Here is a 17041-nt window from a genome sequence, read left to right on the forward strand (position 1 = left end):
ATCTTCCAACAGGATTTTAGAGAAGAATTTCATGGATATAGTTTCGCCCACTCGTATATACCGCCCCGGTTTTGATATTTTACCGGACTCACAACGTGTTCCACACCGAGAGAGATAACGTCATCCAGAGAAAATTTTGTGATTATATTCCCTGTATCAATTTTCACATTACCCGAAGGTGTGATCATGAAATATGAATTCTCGATTTCATCACTTGATTCGAATACCGGTGATTCTCCCCAATCCAGATGCATATGAAGATGATTCCCAACAAATTGATTGAATTGGTCAGAAGTTATTGCCAAATCCTCAACTGCATCATCGTTTTCTCCGTGAATATGCAACATCTGGAGAACTTTCCAGCGATCCGGCTTTATTGTCTGAACGAGAGGAATCATATTCTCCCGATACGTTGAGGCCGTGACAGTTGTATTCATCTTCAGCCGTATTCCGGCATTTCGAATCAGACCAGCTATTCCAATGCAATGTCTTACATGAAACCCATATCCCCGCCCGAGCTGAGCTTCGATCTCGTCGCTGCCTGAATCAATTGAAAGCGCAATCCAGTCTATAACCCCTCTCATTTTTCCGATTAAGTCCTCATTGAGAAGTGAGCCATTTGTTGTAATAGAGACCGTCATTCCCTGATCTTTGGCTACCCTGCAATAATCCAGAAGACGCGGGTGGAGCAGGGGCTCGCCACCGGCAAAATTAATTTTGTCCATACCCAGATCAACAAGTTTCTGAATAATTTCTACTCCCTTGTCGAAAGAGACCGGAGTTTCTCCAAGATTCCGGGCGAAACAAAATCTGCAGCGGTAGTTGCAAGTGGAGAGCAGATGCCAGTTGACGGATTTAATGATACCAGCTGAGGACATGCTGATGATATTTTTTTGATGATGGATATGAATGAAATTTGCAATCGTTTCCCAAGATAGCAACAAAATTTAAGTGAAAACCTTCAGATGATGATCATGGACGATAAGGAACGTATTCACATTATTGCTTCCGGGGCAAATATCGGGAAGACCGTTCACTTGGCGATCAAAGAGGAGGGGCACGTTTCCCGGATATATGTTGTCGTCGAAAAAGATATCTGTACAATCTCAAAAACTGATAACGAAGTGAGGAAAAATATCAAACTTAATATTCAGGATGCAATCCGTGAAGTGAAAGAAACATCCAGACGGATGAAAATTATTTTTGAAACGGTTTGGATGGACTCCATATCGATCGAATCCGTCCGGGATGCAGTTCTCCAGATTTACGATAAATTTCCCGATGCGGAATATTCATTCAATATTTCCGGTGGAACAAAACCCCTCTCGAATGGATTATTTCTGATGTCAATCTGGGTTGGGGGAAAAGTGTATCACACACCCACAGATGATACGATCCAGCGGTTGTTTATTCCAAAAATGCATCCTCGGGATATTTCCCGGAATGAGAATCTTGGACGAATTTTAGATTGTTTTTTTTCGCCAATAATTGAAAAAGAAAAAGATGGTGGGATAGCTGGAAGGAATCTTTTTCAGGAAATGAAAAAACGATATCAGCCCGTCAGGGATACTGGAGACAAAACAACCAAACGGATCTATTCGAGAGGAACCCTGACGAAAAATCTGGCAGAACTCATTGAGGATGGGCTCATAACTGAAGCGAACCATCCCGCAAGCAAAAAAGAAAAAACTTATTTTATTACCGAAGATGGAAAGTTTGCCCTGAAATTTTTTCAGATGCAAAAACGAAAGCAGCCGGAAAAATGAATACTTGACAACCTGGGAAACTATTTCGAATCTGACAGATATCCACCCTCACACCCATCTTCATTCACAACCACAAAGGAGGTGACACACCAATGGGAAAAGGAGGCCACGGCCACAGCTCAAACGATGACCGGTCCAACTCGATGAATCCGAACAACGACGCACATGATGCGGCGATGGACAATCATGCGGACCAGTTGAACCCCAACAACGACAAGTTCGAGGGGGACGACGAGGACTAACTCATATTCCGGGGGGTCTGCATCCCTAAATCGCATCCACCAAAATTGCATCTCCCCCCATCCGGGGTCAAAATGACCCCTGATCTCCCATTTCAGCTGACCGTACGACATAGTATCGTCAAAAAATGACATAGTAGTTTTCGTATACGCTCAAAATGATTCCCGTTTGCCATATTCCGGCTCAAACCATGCCCCAAAAAACAGGCTGAGAACACTATTACAATGGCAGTTTCCTGAACCGGCTTGGGGGGTTTAGCGGAAAATGAAAGGAAAGCCGGTTTTGGGATCGACCCCACGTCAGAGAAGGCGTTTCTTCGTCGGAGACATGTGTGTCGAGATCTCCCAACGTGACCTGCCCTTTCCCGACCCGCACTCTCCGACGGTGGCCCTCGACCAGGAACCCCCCCGGCACCACCCAACCGACACTATTTCCCGGAAAACCGACACTGTTTCACCCATTTTCTCTCATTTTCACGTCGGAGATTCATGACAGCATTTAGCACCATTTGGAGGGGCGTTCGTCCGGAAAACGGAAGGGAGGTTGCGGAAAATGGAAGGGCGGGCGGTTTTGGGGATCGGGGTTACGCCGGAGAGGGGGAGTTCTCCGTCGGAGAAATGATGGAACGGTTGAGGCATTCGCGGTTGCCTTCGTTATCACATAAGGCCCAGGCCAGCTGGACCCCCCGGGACCATTTTTCTGTGGAGGTCGGTGCGGAATATTTTGGGAGGCCCGACGGTTTTTGGTGCCGGGGAAGAGGAGCACCAGATATTATTTTGGAGGGGATTTGGGTTTGTCTATCGATTTGATGAGGTTATTCTCAAGAAATAATGGTTCTGGTTTTGTCAAAGAAATTTAAACGGTTTGAGATTGGCGTACGCTAGGGCCAATTCTTTTGCACTCGTCTCTACAGTGGACTGTAAATCTCCCCGTGTTTTAAAAATTTTCTGTTGAGTCTGATTTAATGTCTCAATTCCGGTTTGAAGTTCGCGTTCAAGGGGTCGCATACGGGGTTGATATTTTAGTTTTAATAATTGAATATCGGTCTTTTCAACCCCTTTTAAGGGATTGAATGTGAAATTACGTTCCATGCGCTGACGCCATCCAAGTAATTCAACAGTTAATGCATCGCCGAACCCCGGAATTCCCCGTATTTTTCCAAACGAGATATCCGCAGCGGTTTCAACACCAAAGGATCTCAATGTGGCTTTTCTATTCGGTCCCACACGAGGAATACTGGCCCCATCGATAAAACAAGTTTCAAGATATTTCCTTAACTGCCTCTCTTTTACAGTATTATGTAACGCAACCTGGGCCTGATTATACTCTTTTTCAATCGATTCGTAATTTCGTTTTAGGAGAATCAGTTGGTTCAATTGTTCTTTAAATTCAGCATCGCCGGCTTCAGATTTCCATCTGATATTGATGGAACGCCAGTTATTCCGACAGATTTCAAATAATTTCTGTCTTCTTTTCCGTTCAGCCTGTTCTTTGCCCGGATAAAAGAAGAAAATAGCCCCGAGGATAATTGCCGGGATAATTAATCCAAGGTTAAGCACCAGCGCCAAAATAATTATGAGAACTCCGCCAATTCTCCGGATCTTGGTATTCCGTACAGCATTTTGCAGCGGAACCGAGAGAGGATCCGGTTGGAAATTATATGCTTTCGGACTGATGATCGGAACGGAACCCGGCTGTTTGATGGAAACGATCTTTTGCCAGATACTCTTGAGATCGAATTTGACCGCTGTTTCGAGCTCTAAAAATAATAAAATACCGGATGTAGTTTCAAGGTTACACCAGGGACACGACGATAAACCTGAATAATAAACATGCATTGGCTCCAGATGACATTGTTTCAGCCGGTTTTCAAGGTCATTGAGTAATTCCCACCATTTTTTTGCACTGGGGCGGTAAGGACGCTGGACACCCACTTCGGTAAATGCCTGCTCGAATGCAGATCCCAATTCTTCCGGGACTATTGACAAATCAACAGAATTGGGAGGAGGGGAGATATTTTTGAGATGGGCCGTTTTACTAAATGCGAACCGGTATTCAATGATAGCCTTCTCAATAGGCATATCACCGCTTCCATGAAAAACACCGGAATAGGGATGTCGGCCCATGAACAATAATTGGAATATGAGGATAGCGAGGCCAAAATTGTCATGATTCGGTATCCTTTCAATTTTAAAATCCTTCAGGGTTTGAAGTTCCGGCGGAGTGAACTGTGCAACACCAACCTCACAGAAGAATTTTTTATCATCGTGTCCTCTCACCTGAAAAGAGTCACAATCGATCAACCGGATACAGGCATGATGATTCACCAGGATATTTCCTTCATTCACATCTCCGACAACATAACCAAACTGGTGAATAACAGAAAACGCTGAAGCAAGATTCTTTGCGGCTCTTACCAGAAACTGCCAGTTGGCATCAGGAAATAATTGTTTCCGGTGTGACGGGCCGTAGACCATATGAACCGGCTTATATTCAGAAACTTTCAGCATTGTGAAGCCGCAGATCGGACCTCTGTGTCCGGAAAATATCAAATCGGTTGGCCAGGCAGAAATTGCTTTCAGCTCATCATTACAGCACTTGACCATTAATCTGAGTTTTTCCTGTTTTTGGGAATCGATTGGCTTATGATAAATTTTTGCAACAAGATTCTGACTGGATGAGGTGATTTCAAAGACATCCCCCTCACCACCACTGCCGATTTTCTTCCCGAGATTAATCCGGTTGCCTTTGCTGTCGGATAAGATGGTGGAGTTTGTGTAGGTCATTTCGGATCATCAAATGCGGAGCGCAGGATAGTGTTCACTATCATCATTCGGGTGAGTATCTTAATTGAGTGTTTCGAAATGGGTGTGTGATTAGGTTTTTTTACGAACATATCTTCTGAAATTTAAATTTCAATTAAACTCTAGCGAGAGAAAAGGGCCATATTGTTTACCAGATATTTTTCAAATAAATTTTATAGGTTCGATACTAACGGAGAGATCAATATGGCTGGATTTTTCGATTCGATCTGCAATCTTCTCGGGCGAAAGAACGATCCTGAACTCTCTCATGAAAACGTAAAAACCCACGAAATATTAAAGGATAATTCGGTCATTCAAAATTATCCCAATAAAATTCAAAAAACCCAACAAGTTTCTGGAACCCAAAGAAATACCGAATTGGATCAGTCCGATGATGAATATCGCTCAATAAATGTTCACGGACATTCGGTCTATGATCCACCAATAATTAACGCAAAAAATGCAACGTCCGGCATGACATGGGTCGGAATGGGCCAGCTGATAACGGTTCATGGTTTTAAAATTCGCGATCCTTTAACGTACTGGTCAAATTCAAATTATCCAGAGGCCTCCTGTATCTTCACAGGATTAAAAACCGAAAAACATGAAACTACAATTCTTCCACCATTGCCGTATTGGCCGCAATACTCCGGGCTTACACCCGCACAGAGAGGGAGGTACCTTTCGTGGCTGTCAAGGGGACGAAATGACGAGCTGAATGAAATCGGGTACGCGTTCATCTTTTTTTATGGTCTTGAGAGAAGAGCCATTTTCGACAATACAGATCATGAAGTAATTCTGGATGAAGTCCGCCGTCTGTTGTCACGTTATTCCTCATCGGGGTCCTTCAATTCGTACCTTAATCATTTCATGGCATACGTTGTCGGCTCACGGCTTACCGGTATGAAAGATACCAATATCAGAAAATTTTTCCCGGAGTTTGACAATCTTGAGGAGAATCAAACAAAAGTTGTCCTGTCATGGCACTGGTCGAACAGATTACCCCTCCGGTGGGATCTCTGCTATTCTCTTGCAAAAAATTCTGATGGGTTCGCAAGAACAAACATAACGAGAAAGGCACCCGCTTTATTGAAGCAACTCTTTAAGAAAAAATTTTCCGAACAGTTCCCGCAGGGGATTCCTATCTCATCTGAATCGGATCAGTTCCAACTGAGTTACCGACCCGCCAGTCCGTCGCTGCTGCAATATGTTGGCTACCCGGGAAGACCCGGCCTCATCAAACCGTTGTCATTTCCCATTCCCCGACTCGGCTCTCTGCCTTTTGAAACCCTCAGGAAAATCTGGGTCGATTGTATCGACGAGATCAAACCTGCGTGCAACAAGCTGGCAAAGGCTGAGGGAAAGATCACGCGGGACGTCTATAATGCTCTTCCTGAAGCACTTAAAGGAGAAATTCCTCATCCTGAACTGGAAGCGTGGCGCAATTTTATTTCAGCCAAACCTCTTGTCGATGGATCCCTGGTCCTTCAGGTTTCCGATGTTGCCCTCCGGATCGGGATAGAGAAACGTGATGCGCTTACGTCAAGCCAGAGCGGGATGGTAACATCAACGGTCAGGGATTTTGGATGGGTTCTCGTGCCGGATCAAACAACAACCGGTACTTCGTATAAATGGAGCGATAATGTCGCGATTGTCCCCATTCACGGTGCAGCGGAACGGCTATCAGAAAATTTTCAGAGTGCAGCATTAATCTTTGAGTTGGCGTACGGGATTGCAGCATCCGATGAAAATGTTTCCGATATCGAGAAAGAATACCTTCACACGTTTATTTCAGAACAATTCTCGTTGAATTCCTTAGAAATTCAATGTCTCAAAGGACTACAAAGAGTACTTGAAATCCAGCCCCCGTCCTTATCCAGAATTGGCAAACGATTGAGCAAACATCTGGTTCCGGAACAAAAGACTACACTTGCCAATTTCCTTGGAGAGATCGTCCTTCTCGATGACAAATTCGTTAAAGAAGAACAGAAGGCACTCAAAACCGTTTTCAAAGCGCTGGAGATAGACCCGGCTGTATCCGATGAACTGATCAAAAAACTCCTTGTCGGGCATATTCCGGATGAGCCGGTAACCGTCCAGAAACCCGGAAAAGCCCGGAAGGGCGAGGCAATACCCCCACCCGTAGTCAAACCGGCATTTGTGATAGACAAGGAAAAATTAAGACAAACGATGGATGACACCCGGGCAGTTCAGATCATTCTCGCCTCAGTATTTGAACAAGAGCAGGAAGAGATTGTGGTTGATATTGAACCGGAAGTGAACGTTCCGGAAGTCTCAATCAAAGCAGATTCACCGCAAAATGATATCGATCTTCCCTTCCCTCCTGAAACCATCCCGTTGCTGGACGTAAAATATCTCCTGATGTTGCATGACATCATGAAGTCGGCGGAGTTAAGCCAGGATGAGTTCACCGGTCTTGCGAAAAAACACAACCTGATGCCGAGGGCAGCTTTTGATGATATCAATACCTGGGCCGATGAAGAACTGGGTGATTTCCTGCTGGAAGAAAACGAAAGCCGTATCGTGATCAATTACCAGAAATGAATTTCAGTATGTGGTGCGGGTTATGGGAAAACTGAAACAAAGAGAACGGGACGCAATTATTCAGTCCCTGAGTGCCGGGGTTGTTCCAAGGATTGGACTTGAGCACATCCAGGTTGGTAGAATAAATGAAGTAAGTGCAATTTTATCTGATCTGGAAAAAATTCAGAACGACGGGGCTGCGGTCCGGTTTATTATTGGACGTTATGGTTCCGGGAAGAGTTTTTTCTTAAACCTTTGCCGAATTGTTGCTCTTGAGAAGAAATTTGTTGTGGCCCAGGCCGATATCAATCTTGAACGACGATTATATTCAAAAGAAAATCAGGCCCGGGCACTCTATACGGAACTTGTACATAATTTTGCTGTCCGGGCAAAACCTGAAGGCGGTGCACTGTCCGGCCTTATCGAGCGATGGATCTCCGATCTTGATTGCCGTCTTCGTAAGGATGGCAAAACTACTGAAGAGATCCTGCAGCAGATCCCTCAGGAACTAAAATGCCTCCAGGACTTTGTCAGCGGATATGATTTTGCCACCGTCATTGGAAAATATTTTGAAGGCTATCAGAAAGGCGATGATGCGCTTCGAACTTCGGCAATCCGCTGGCTCTCCGGAGAATATTCCACCAAGACCGAAGCCCGGCAGGACCTCGGGGTCAGGACAATCATTGAAGACGACAATATCTACGACTACCTGAAGTTGTGGGGCCGCTTTGTTAAATTGGCCGGGTATTCCGGGCTTCTTGTCAACCTTGATGAGCTGGGAGTGCTGTCTCACCGGCTAAATAATGCGCAGGCACGCAATTCGAATTATGAGACAATCCTGCATATCGTGAATGATTGTCTTCAGGGAAACGTATCCGGAACAGGATTTATTTTTGCCGGGACCGATGAATGCCTCAAGGATCAACGGAGAGGTCTCGTAAGTTATGGGGCCCTTGCCCGGCGTTTGGCCGTGAGAGATGATTTCAATATCGCGGGACTGAAAGATTTCAGTGGACCCGTCATCGAACTGGAGAATCTCTCAAAGGAAGATACCTACGTCCTTCTCCACAATATCAGGAGTGTTTTTGCTTACGAGGATCCTGCAAAATATCTCATACCGGATAAAGGCATCGAAGGATTCCTCCAGCACTGCCAGAATACCCTTGGTGCAGAATTTTTCCTGACACCGGGAGATATCGTCAAGAGCTATGTCCGGATGCTCTCAATTCTTGAACAAAATCCCGGGACCTCGTGGGAAGTCCTGCTGAACAAAACGACCGTTCAGAAAACGCCGGATCCAATCGCTGTCAATGAAAACCCGGAAGAGAATATCCCGGAAAAACCTGCTGCCCCAAAACCCATGGATGATCTGGTATCTTTCAAACTGTAATTTTTCAGGAAGACCCATGGAAAAAACCGCATTTTCATACCTGCATCCAACCATTCAGGAAAAACTCTACAAGATGTGCTGGACAGAGTTGCGACCGATCCAGGAGGACGCCATCCGGGCACTGTATACGTCAGATAAAAACCTGATAATCTCTGCAAAAACGGCATCAGGAAAAACGGAAGCTGCATTCCTTCCGATCCTGTCGCAGATTGTTGAGAATAAAGGTACCGGGATTTCCGCGATTTATGTCGGCCCCCTTAAGGCACTCATCAATGACCAGTTCCAGCGCCTGGAAAAACTCTGTGAACTCTCTGAAATCCCGGTATTCAAATGGCATGGGGATGTCGGCAGCAGCGGGAAAGCAAAATTCTTAAAAAATCCCTCCGGTGTCCTCCTCATCACTCCCGAATCAATTGAGTCCCTGTTCATCAATCACCCTGACACATTCTCCCGGCTTTTTGGTTCGCTCTCCTTCATCGTCATTGACGAGATGCACTCATTCATCGGATCTGAACGGGGAGCACATCTGAAGAGCCTGCTTTCACGAGTAATGCAAAGGAGCCCGGAAGGGGTCCGGCTCATCGGGCTCTCTGCGACTTTTGGTGATCCGGAACTGGCAAAAGTGTGGCTCATTCCCCGTAACCCGGATTCGATTTCGATCATTTCCGATCCGAGCGAACAAAAAGAAGTGAAATACCTCGTACGGGGTTACAATCTCAAAGAAAACCCCGAAAAAAAACCGGTGGGTGAAGAAGAGGCACCCTCACCGGTCATCGAAGATATTGTCACCTATTTCTATGGAAAAACTGCCCTGATTTTTGTGAACAGCCGGGGACTTCTGGAATTCTTCACAGACGGCACAAGAAGATATCTGGAACGAAAGGACTTACCGGATTATTTCCGGATTCATCACGGGTCATTATCCAAAAGTGAGCGGGAAGACACAGAAGATGCCCTGAAATCAAACCGGCCCACCGCAACCTTCTGTTCAAGTACCCTTGAGATGGGAATCGATGTCGGGAATGTCTCATGCATAGGACAGATCGGCGCCCCATGGTCTGTGAATTCGCTCACCCAGCGCCTGGGCAGGAGCGGGCGCAAAGAGGGAGAGCCCTCCATCCTTATCATGTTCATCATCGAGAAGGAATTGAAGGAAGACTCCATAGTCGAACGATTACACCCCGAACTTCTCCGGGCCGTTGCAATGTCGGAGCTGATGATCGAAAAATGGAGTGAGCCACCCCAGATTGGCTATTACCATTTCTCAACCCTGATCCAGCAGATCCTCAGTGTCATCAAAGAACACGGCGGATCTACAGCGAAAGATCTGTTCGATACCCTTGTAAAAGATGGGGCTTTCCAGAATGTCCAGCAAGGGGATTTCGTCCAGATTTTACGAAGCATGGGTGACGCTGACCTGATCGAGCAGGATGAACGAGGTGTCCTGATCCTTGGGATTGAGGGAGAAATAATTGTCAACAATTTCGAGTTCTACTCGGCATTTTCCACACCCAAGGAGTTCAGCGTCATCCACAAGGGAGGAAAGATCGGCAGCATCCAGTCGGCCCCTGACCTTGAAACCCGTGAGTTCCTGATTCTCGCGGGGCGTCGCTGGGAGATCCTGGAGATTGATTTTAAGCGATGCGAGATCCTTGTCGAGCCATCGAAAGGAGGAAAAGTCCCGATATTTTCCGGAATCGGTGAGCCAGAGATCCATCCAAAGATTAGAGAGAAGATGCGTGAGATCGTTACCTCTGACTACGCTCCCGCATATCTCAATCCTTCGGCACAGACAATGCTCAGGGAGGCACAGCATGCAGCCCGGGAAGCAGGGCTTGCGGAGAATCCGTTTGTTGTCGAGGGTGTTCATACGTACTGGTTTACGTGGACCGGCTCGGCAAAACACCGGACGCTTTTGACGTTAGGCAAGGAGTTTACCGGACTTCATGTTGAAGATGAGGAGATTGCTTTGAAATTCAAGGGTGCCTCGCCAGTTCAGATCATTGAGACGTACAAAGAGATGCTGGAATCGTGCCCGTCACCGGTAGAGATTGCAGGGAAGTTCAAGGGACGGACACGCGAGAAGTATGATCAGTTTGTGCCGGAAAATTTGCAGATTGCGGAGTATGCGAAGAGGTATATTGATACGGATATTTCACTTCCGGATCGACACTAGACAGGGAAATTCCAATCACCAAGGGGAGTATCGGCTCATTCCAGGCGATTCCTCCGGTTTTTACTATTCCGGTCAAAATATATGACCTCGTTATCCCGCGTTCTTTTTGCGGTTCCGGGTGCCGGTTGGGGGAAATAAGGGGGCAAAAACCGGGTCGGTCAGACCACCATTAAGGGCCATTCTACGAGGTCGTTTCCAGCCGAATTTCGGCAAACAGGGCAGTTTTAGGGCATATTTTCCACAGGAACTGAAATAGAGCATTTTACGGGGTTTACCGGAATTGGCCGGGATCGGAAAATAGGAATCGGAGCCCCATACGGGGTTATTTCCCCCCGGGGGAGGGGGTCTTCCCTACCATGGTCTCCCTACCCGATAATTCCCCTCTTCCGTAGCTCGAAATAACACCGGGCACAGGCTTCCACGTCGGCACCGGCATTGTGGCTGTCAGTAAATTCTTCTTCGAATAGCTGCAGGTGCAGCTCCATGAGCGTGGGCCATTTGTAGCCCCGGCCGGATTTTGAAGGGAATTTGCACCAGGTGATTATCTCCGGTGCTTTCATGGTACAGAAGGTTTGTTTCTGGAGGAGATTCGTTTCAAGCTTGCACCGCAAAAATTCGGTATGGACCGAAGGCAGATCGAAGTCGAGGTTATGGGCAATGACCGTTGTTGATCGCTCCATATCGGAGTTGAACTGCGGAAGCACATTATAGAGCGACACGCCTTCTGCTTTCGCCCGCTCGGTCGTGATGCCATGGATGTTCGCGGAGTCCATGGGGATGGAAAAGTCAGTCGGGTAAATGATGAAACTCCTAAGGCATTCGCGGTTGCCTTCGTTATCATAGAGGGCCCAGGCCAGCTGAACTACCCTAGGCCATTTTTCTGTGGCGGTTGGGGCGGAGTAGTTCGGGAGGCCGATGGTTTCGGTATCGAAGAAGAAGAACATCGTTGTCATTTTGGTATATGTACACTAAAGTTTTACCGAACATTTCTGTTAAGATAATAATTTCATCCTAGTTTTTGAACAAAGAAAGTCATCGCATTCTTGGTTTAGAATGATTAAATCCCGGGGGGGTTGGTTTGAAACGATCATCCGTTTCCGAATAATCCAAACTTTGGAAATCACGTAGATTTTCAATATCAAGATCTGTCGTTAATATTGTACTATTTTCACCACCAGTAACTCTAATAATATTCATTCGCCGACTTTCCGTGGGTTGAACAATGCGTGAATCTCCATATTCGGAGCAGTTTACTTGAACTACAAAACAATGCAGGTCTTTAACAACGGATTCAACAATAGAGGAGAAATATGCAATATCTCGATTTAACACACAAGCGACTAAGAAATCAAGATCTGACTTAAAGATAGAACGATGTGTAATATCTGCCAACTCATAACAATTGTATATAGAAAATTGACTGTTCCTCCACTTTATTAAGTAATAAATATAGGGATTTATTATTGGGATTAAACGTCCTGCGCGAGTCAAATCAATTATTTCACCGGGAGCATAATGATTTTTGCATCGAATAATCGGACAGCAAGTTCTGTATTTTTTGTCATTAATTATGGGCAGAGCAGCAACAACATTATTATATGCAATTTCATTTTCTTTATCAATCAAGTATTCCATCCCAAATATTAGCCCAAGTTGGTGTCTACGGGCAAAATCAACCATTAAAGAGAGCCATTGTGGGGGTACAGCTAATTCGGGTAAAACTAACAAATCACACTTTTCGATTATTGCTAAATTTAAAATCTTGTTAAGCTCCTCTCTTCTTTTAAGAGACACATTTTGTTTTCTGCGAGGAAGATAACTGGATTCAACATCCTCTTTTTTGATTTTAATATTAGCAATGCCAATCCGTAAAGTAGTCTTCTCATTATTTATTGTCGAAATATTTCTAGGTATATGAATATGGTACGCAGAAATTTTTTGATTCTTATCATTACATTCTTTTTCTTTTCCGGGTAATTCAGGTATACACAATATTTTTTCTATAGTGATTGGAAGTTGGAACTCCCCAATAGTTGATAAATTCAAGTAATGAGGGATAATATCTGAAATTTTCGAAGAATTTTTTCCATAGATATTTTGAATAAACCAGAAAAGGTAAAATTCATCAAAATGAATAAACCTCGGTGAAAATTTTATTTTATTGTCTTTCTTTGAAAGTAAAATTTGTTCTTTTGAGAGGTATTTAATAATTTCTTCTATATCAATCAAAGAATTCTCATAATCAGTATAATTGACTAGAGGATACGCGACATTATAATGACGAATTAAATTGGATTTTCGTAATGTAAAGGAGATACTTGTGATATTGAAGACATCCTGGTTAAGGGATCTTGGGGATTTACAATTATGCGTACCTTCTTCGATATGTTTTTTGAAATATAACTCAATACTGGATCCCAGTAATGAGACAGACATGGATATCGATATATCCAAATATTTTTGTAAATCCGCTTTTTGTCTTTTAAGAAGAGCTTTTGAAGCATCAGGATTATATCCGATATCAGGTTTAAAATCAGATATCCTCTTTATGGCATCTTGTATTTTAAAATAAAATTTTGCACAATCTTGGTGTCGTCGGGATAGTACAGTGAAAGTAAAATATTTCTCCCACGTTCGGCAAAAATTAATAAAATTCGATCCTTTATAAAATTTAAAAATCTGATCCGATATTTCCTCAAGTGTTTCTTGTTTTACCTCACTTTGCATTAAAACGTGGTTTATCTTTGATAATTTAATGGATAACTCAGTTATATTTTCTGTAATTCCGGTAATACTACGAAATTTGTTTGTTGATCCTTCAAAATGTAAACTATATGCAGAATTATTAATATAAAATTCCATTTCTTTTTCAGGTAGTAAATAAAAAGCACTAGAGTTTTCCGTAAGCTTTTCCTTAAAGGCATCTAACATGGCTAAAGAGTCATTTGCAGAATAGAAATGTAAAAATAATTTATCGCTCTGAATGCAAAGGTTTGGATCTACAGTTAAACAATAATATTTTTTCCGTTCTTGAGTTCTCTCAAAAAAAATACCCCGCGTTACAAAGTATTTTTCAATGAAATTTTTAACAAATTCCTTATTACATATGTTTTCACTTTTAACATTATACGGATTACTAATTACAATTAGAATATCGTCAGCATATCGTCCATAATACGCGGGATTTAATTCATTAGTTATTTGCTCATCGAACCGACTCAGATGCCAATTACATATAATTCCAGATGATACCAGTCCAATAGGTACAACATATTTTTCTGATTCAAATTTAATATGGCCATGAGTATAACAAAAGTGATCTTTCTCTATTTCTTCTTGATACGCTTTATGTATTTTTTCAATAATTTTTGTGAGTGTAATTGCAAATATTTTATCGTTTTCAGTTAGGTTTTTTTCATCCAAGAACTTCTTAAGTGCTGAAAAATCGGGATGAATGCAATAAAAACAATGTTTAAGATCTAAACTCAAAATGGCAATGTCTTTTTTTTCTTTTTTTAATATATCCTCGGCTTTTTTGATCGCGTTATTTCGCCATTCACTATACTGATTATTATAAAATTTAAAGATATGACTGCTTTTTTCATTGGGTTTTTTGAGTCTCTCATTAAGCCTAAACCAATAACAACAATCTGATAATTTAGAATCTATATGTATTCCAGCTTTCATAACCCAAATTACACTAATAAGTTGCAATTCCACAGGTACATCAATAAAATAGTTTATTCCATCGAGACGATATTTTTCAGCAGATCTTGTATTTGTTATAAAATGAACCGATTTCTCATCAAAATCGTTTGAATTTCGTTTTTTATTACAAGGAATTGGACCAATTGATTTTGGAATTAAATTATAACCAACAAGATTTAGAAAATTATTGAGTTGCTCTATATTATCCGATCCTTCTTTTATTAGATCAACAATTTTAGCAAGATCATCTAATTTGTTGTCAAATCGAGTATCACATTCAAAATCTGCGATTTTTTTTCTTTGAAAAAGATCGAGTTGCTCATAGTAGACATATTGTTTATATTTTTTATATGCGACCTCAACAAGCTGACGTGAGTTCATGCCTTCTCAAAAGTTTATATGAGATATTATTATATCAATGCTTTTTTTAAACTTCTCCGATTTGTCACCTTCATTTACAACGAAAAACTCTCCAACTCCTGTAATATACAACCACCCATTCACCAAATTTTCCCGGTCAACTCCTCGCCGCCTCGCAATAGATCCTCCATCAACTTCCGGTATTCCTCCACCAACGCCGCATACCCAACCGCCTCGCTCTTGTAATCGATCACAGCACACAACTCGTTGTCAAGTTCCAAGAGACGGTCTATCGTGCCGGTCACGCGCTGTCCCTCCCGCATGATTATGAACGGCACCTCGCAATACAACCGTTTCACCCGCTTCATCAAATCCGAAGAGAAAAACGCAGAACAGATCTCCCCGAGCTGCCGGACATGCTCCTCCGAATATTCCCCGGACTCCTTCAGAACAGTAACAGCATCCCGTCCCGGTTCTCCGTCGTCATTGCCCGCCCGATTCCCCAGACATGACAGGATATAACCCATCACAATTGCCAGAACCTGTCGGGTTATAACCCATCACAACCAAACATTTATGGAGGGGTATAACCCTACACATTAGTATGCCAACGCTCTTCGAACTGCTTGCAGACCAGAATCCGTGGTGGAGCGGCCAGCCATTCGATAGCGGCCGGGAGCGGCAGAAATACCTTGCAACGATTAAGCGGTATCTCAAAACCGGTGAGATCATCGTGCTCAGCGGGGTCCGGCGCTCGGGAAAGACCACCCTGCTGTACCAGACCATCCGGCTGCTCATCACAACCAACAAGGTGCCGGCCAAAAATATCCTCTTTGTCAACTGCGATGAGCCGGAAGTAGCAGACCGGAAGAACGCACTGCTCGAAACGGTTGATACGTACCGCCGGGAAGTCGCGGCAAAAGGCACCATCTGGCTTGTCTTTGATGAGATACAGGCTGTGGAAAACTGGGAGCGGGAGATAAAAACCCTCTACGACCGCAAACAGTGCAGGATCATTCTCTCAGGCTCGTCTTCGTACCTGCTGGACTCACAGGTCGGAACGCTCCTCTCGGGCCGGTACTTTTCTATTCCCGTCTACCCGCTGGATTTTTCAGAATACCTCAGGTTCCATGGCATTGTCCCCCCCAAAGATGCCACCACACGGGCAGCACAAAAGTACGACATCACCACCCGCCTCCGGCAATACCTCCATGAAGGTGGTTTTCCCATTGTCGTGCTCCAGCAGGACGAACGAACAAAACAGGATTACCTCAGAGCGTATTACGACAGCATCGTGTACCGGGACATCATCCGTACAAACGTGGTCCGGAACCAGAAAGCCCTGGCAGGTCTCCTCCATTATCTCTTCACCAGCATCTCCTCCCCGTACTCATACCGTCGCTTAAAAGAGATGCTCGGGATCGATGTCGAAACAGTCCGGGATTATATCCACTTTGCCGGCATGGCTAAGATCCTCTTTGAGGTACAGGCTTTTTCATATTCGCTGCCGGCGCAGGCACGGCAGAACAAGAAGATCTATTGCATCGATAACGGCCTCAGAAACGTACTCTCGTCCCGGTTCTCACACGACGAGGGAAAACTTGCCGAGAACCTTGTCTTTGTGGAACTGATGCGGTCCGGCCTGACCCCGTATTACTGGAAGGGAGAACGGGAAGTGGATTTTGTCATCAGATCCCCCGACAATACCTTAACGGCTATCAATGTCTGCTACAGTGATGCGATTCCCGAGCGGGAATATGAAGGCCTGCGGGAATTTGCCGGGGAATTTGACGGGAAGGTGAGCGGGCTTTTGATCCTTACCAAAGATTACGAGTCACAGGAAGAAAAGATTCGCTGCATTCCGCTCTGGAAATGGCTGCTTGAAAATGAAAGCCGGTGAATTCACAAGAGGGAAATTCATAGTAGGGGAGACCGCAAGAATCGACCCCGCATGAGTGAGAACAAAACGATTTCAGAATCTTTCAGGTTCCCCCTGCACCCCCGGTTCCCGGACCATCACCGGTCCCTTCCCGGAATTCTCAAGATCAGAGAC

General features: G+C 44.2%; 11 protein-coding genes. 6 read left to right on the plus strand and 5 right to left on the minus strand.

Annotated elements, in window-relative coordinates; translation table 11 throughout:
* Positions 1 to 29: 29 nt before the first annotated feature.
* Positions 30 to 878: a viperin family antiviral radical SAM protein gene (locus WC598_RS07990; RefSeq protein ID WP_372960957.1), complete on the minus strand. Its 849-nt coding sequence runs from the start codon at positions 876 to 878 to the stop codon at positions 30 to 32.
* Between the two features lie 96 nt (positions 879 to 974).
* Here WC598_RS07990 and WC598_RS07995 point away from each other — a divergent pair, with 96 nt between their 5' ends.
* A complete protein-coding gene (locus tag WC598_RS07995; protein ID WP_372960958.1) occupies positions 975 to 1766 on the plus strand; it encodes a hypothetical protein in 792 nt (263 codons plus the stop codon).
* Positions 1767 to 1858: 92 nt separating this feature from the next.
* On the plus strand, positions 1859 to 2008 hold the full coding sequence (locus WC598_RS08000; protein WP_372960959.1) for a hypothetical protein: 150 nt from the start codon (positions 1859 to 1861) through the stop codon (positions 2006 to 2008).
* An 843-nt stretch (positions 2009 to 2851) separates the two neighbouring features.
* Here WC598_RS08000 and WC598_RS08005 read toward each other — a convergent pair.
* On the minus strand, positions 2852 to 4792 hold the full coding sequence (locus WC598_RS08005) for a helix-hairpin-helix domain-containing protein (protein ID WP_372960960.1): 1941 nt from the start codon (positions 4790 to 4792) through the stop codon (positions 2852 to 2854).
* A 222-nt stretch (positions 4793 to 5014) separates the two neighbouring features.
* Between WC598_RS08005 and WC598_RS08010 the strand changes: the two genes are divergently transcribed.
* Genes WC598_RS08010 through WC598_RS08020 form a run of 3 tightly spaced genes read left to right on the plus strand, consistent with a single transcriptional unit; the run spans position 5015 to position 10920 of the window.
* A complete protein-coding gene (locus WC598_RS08010) occupies positions 5015 to 7375 on the plus strand; it encodes a TerB N-terminal domain-containing protein (protein WP_372960961.1) in 2361 nt (786 codons plus the stop codon).
* Positions 7376 to 7397: 22 nt separating this feature from the next.
* Positions 7398 to 8744: an ATP-binding protein gene (locus WC598_RS08015; RefSeq protein WP_372960962.1), complete on the plus strand. Its 1347-nt coding sequence runs from the start codon at positions 7398 to 7400 to the stop codon at positions 8742 to 8744.
* A 16-nt stretch (positions 8745 to 8760) separates the two neighbouring features.
* Positions 8761 to 10920, plus strand: coding sequence for a DEAD/DEAH box helicase (locus WC598_RS08020; RefSeq protein ID WP_372960963.1), 2160 nt, complete (start codon positions 8761 to 8763; stop codon positions 10918 to 10920).
* A 365-nt stretch (positions 10921 to 11285) separates the two neighbouring features.
* Here the strand turns inward: WC598_RS08020 and WC598_RS08025 are convergent, their stop codons facing one another.
* From WC598_RS08025 to WC598_RS08035, 3 genes are all read right to left on the minus strand, one after another.
* Positions 11286 to 11873 (minus strand): exonuclease domain-containing protein, encoded by a 588-nt coding sequence (locus tag WC598_RS08025; protein ID WP_372960964.1) that lies wholly within the window; start codon positions 11871 to 11873, stop codon positions 11286 to 11288.
* A 79-nt stretch (positions 11874 to 11952) separates the two neighbouring features.
* Positions 11953 to 15009: a reverse transcriptase domain-containing protein gene (locus tag WC598_RS08030; protein WP_372960965.1), complete on the minus strand. Its 3057-nt coding sequence runs from the start codon at positions 15007 to 15009 to the stop codon at positions 11953 to 11955.
* Between the two features lie 119 nt (positions 15010 to 15128).
* Entirely contained in the window at positions 15129 to 15515 is a 387-nt protein-coding gene (locus WC598_RS08035; protein WP_372960966.1) for a hypothetical protein, read from the minus strand.
* A gap of 77 nt (positions 15516 to 15592) precedes the next feature.
* Here WC598_RS08035 and WC598_RS08040 point away from each other — a divergent pair, with 77 nt between their 5' ends.
* A complete protein-coding gene (locus WC598_RS08040; RefSeq protein ID WP_372960967.1) occupies positions 15593 to 16888 on the plus strand; it encodes an ATP-binding protein in 1296 nt (431 codons plus the stop codon).
* Positions 16889 to 17041 lie beyond the last annotated feature (153 nt).

Source organism: Methanoregula sp. (assembly GCF_041645475.1).
Taxonomy (GTDB): Archaea; Halobacteriota; Methanomicrobia; order Methanomicrobiales; family Methanospirillaceae; genus Methanoregula.

Coding starts and splice junctions, on each gene's coding strand:
- WC598_RS07990 (WP_372960957.1), bottom strand. CDS start 878: ATGTCCTCAGCTGGTATCATTAAATCCGTCAACTGGCATCTGCTCTCC.
- WC598_RS07995 (WP_372960958.1), top strand. CDS start 975: ATGGACGATAAGGAACGTATTCACATTATTGCTTCCGGGGCAAATATC.
- WC598_RS08000 (WP_372960959.1), top strand. CDS start 1,859: ATGGGAAAAGGAGGCCACGGCCACAGCTCAAACGATGACCGGTCCAAC.
- WC598_RS08005 (WP_372960960.1), bottom strand. CDS start 4,792: ATGACCTACACAAACTCCACCATCTTATCCGACAGCAAAGGCAACCGG.
- WC598_RS08010 (WP_372960961.1), top strand. CDS start 5,015: ATGGCTGGATTTTTCGATTCGATCTGCAATCTTCTCGGGCGAAAGAAC.
- WC598_RS08015 (WP_372960962.1), top strand. CDS start 7,398: ATGGGAAAACTGAAACAAAGAGAACGGGACGCAATTATTCAGTCCCTG.
- WC598_RS08020 (WP_372960963.1), top strand. CDS start 8,761: ATGGAAAAAACCGCATTTTCATACCTGCATCCAACCATTCAGGAAAAA.
- WC598_RS08025 (WP_372960964.1), bottom strand. CDS start 11,873: ATGACAACGATGTTCTTCTTCTTCGATACCGAAACCATCGGCCTCCCG.
- WC598_RS08030 (WP_372960965.1), bottom strand. CDS start 15,009: ATGAACTCACGTCAGCTTGTTGAGGTCGCATATAAAAAATATAAACAA.
- WC598_RS08035 (WP_372960966.1), bottom strand. CDS start 15,515: ATGGGTTATATCCTGTCATGTCTGGGGAATCGGGCGGGCAATGACGAC.
- WC598_RS08040 (WP_372960967.1), top strand. CDS start 15,593: ATGCCAACGCTCTTCGAACTGCTTGCAGACCAGAATCCGTGGTGGAGC.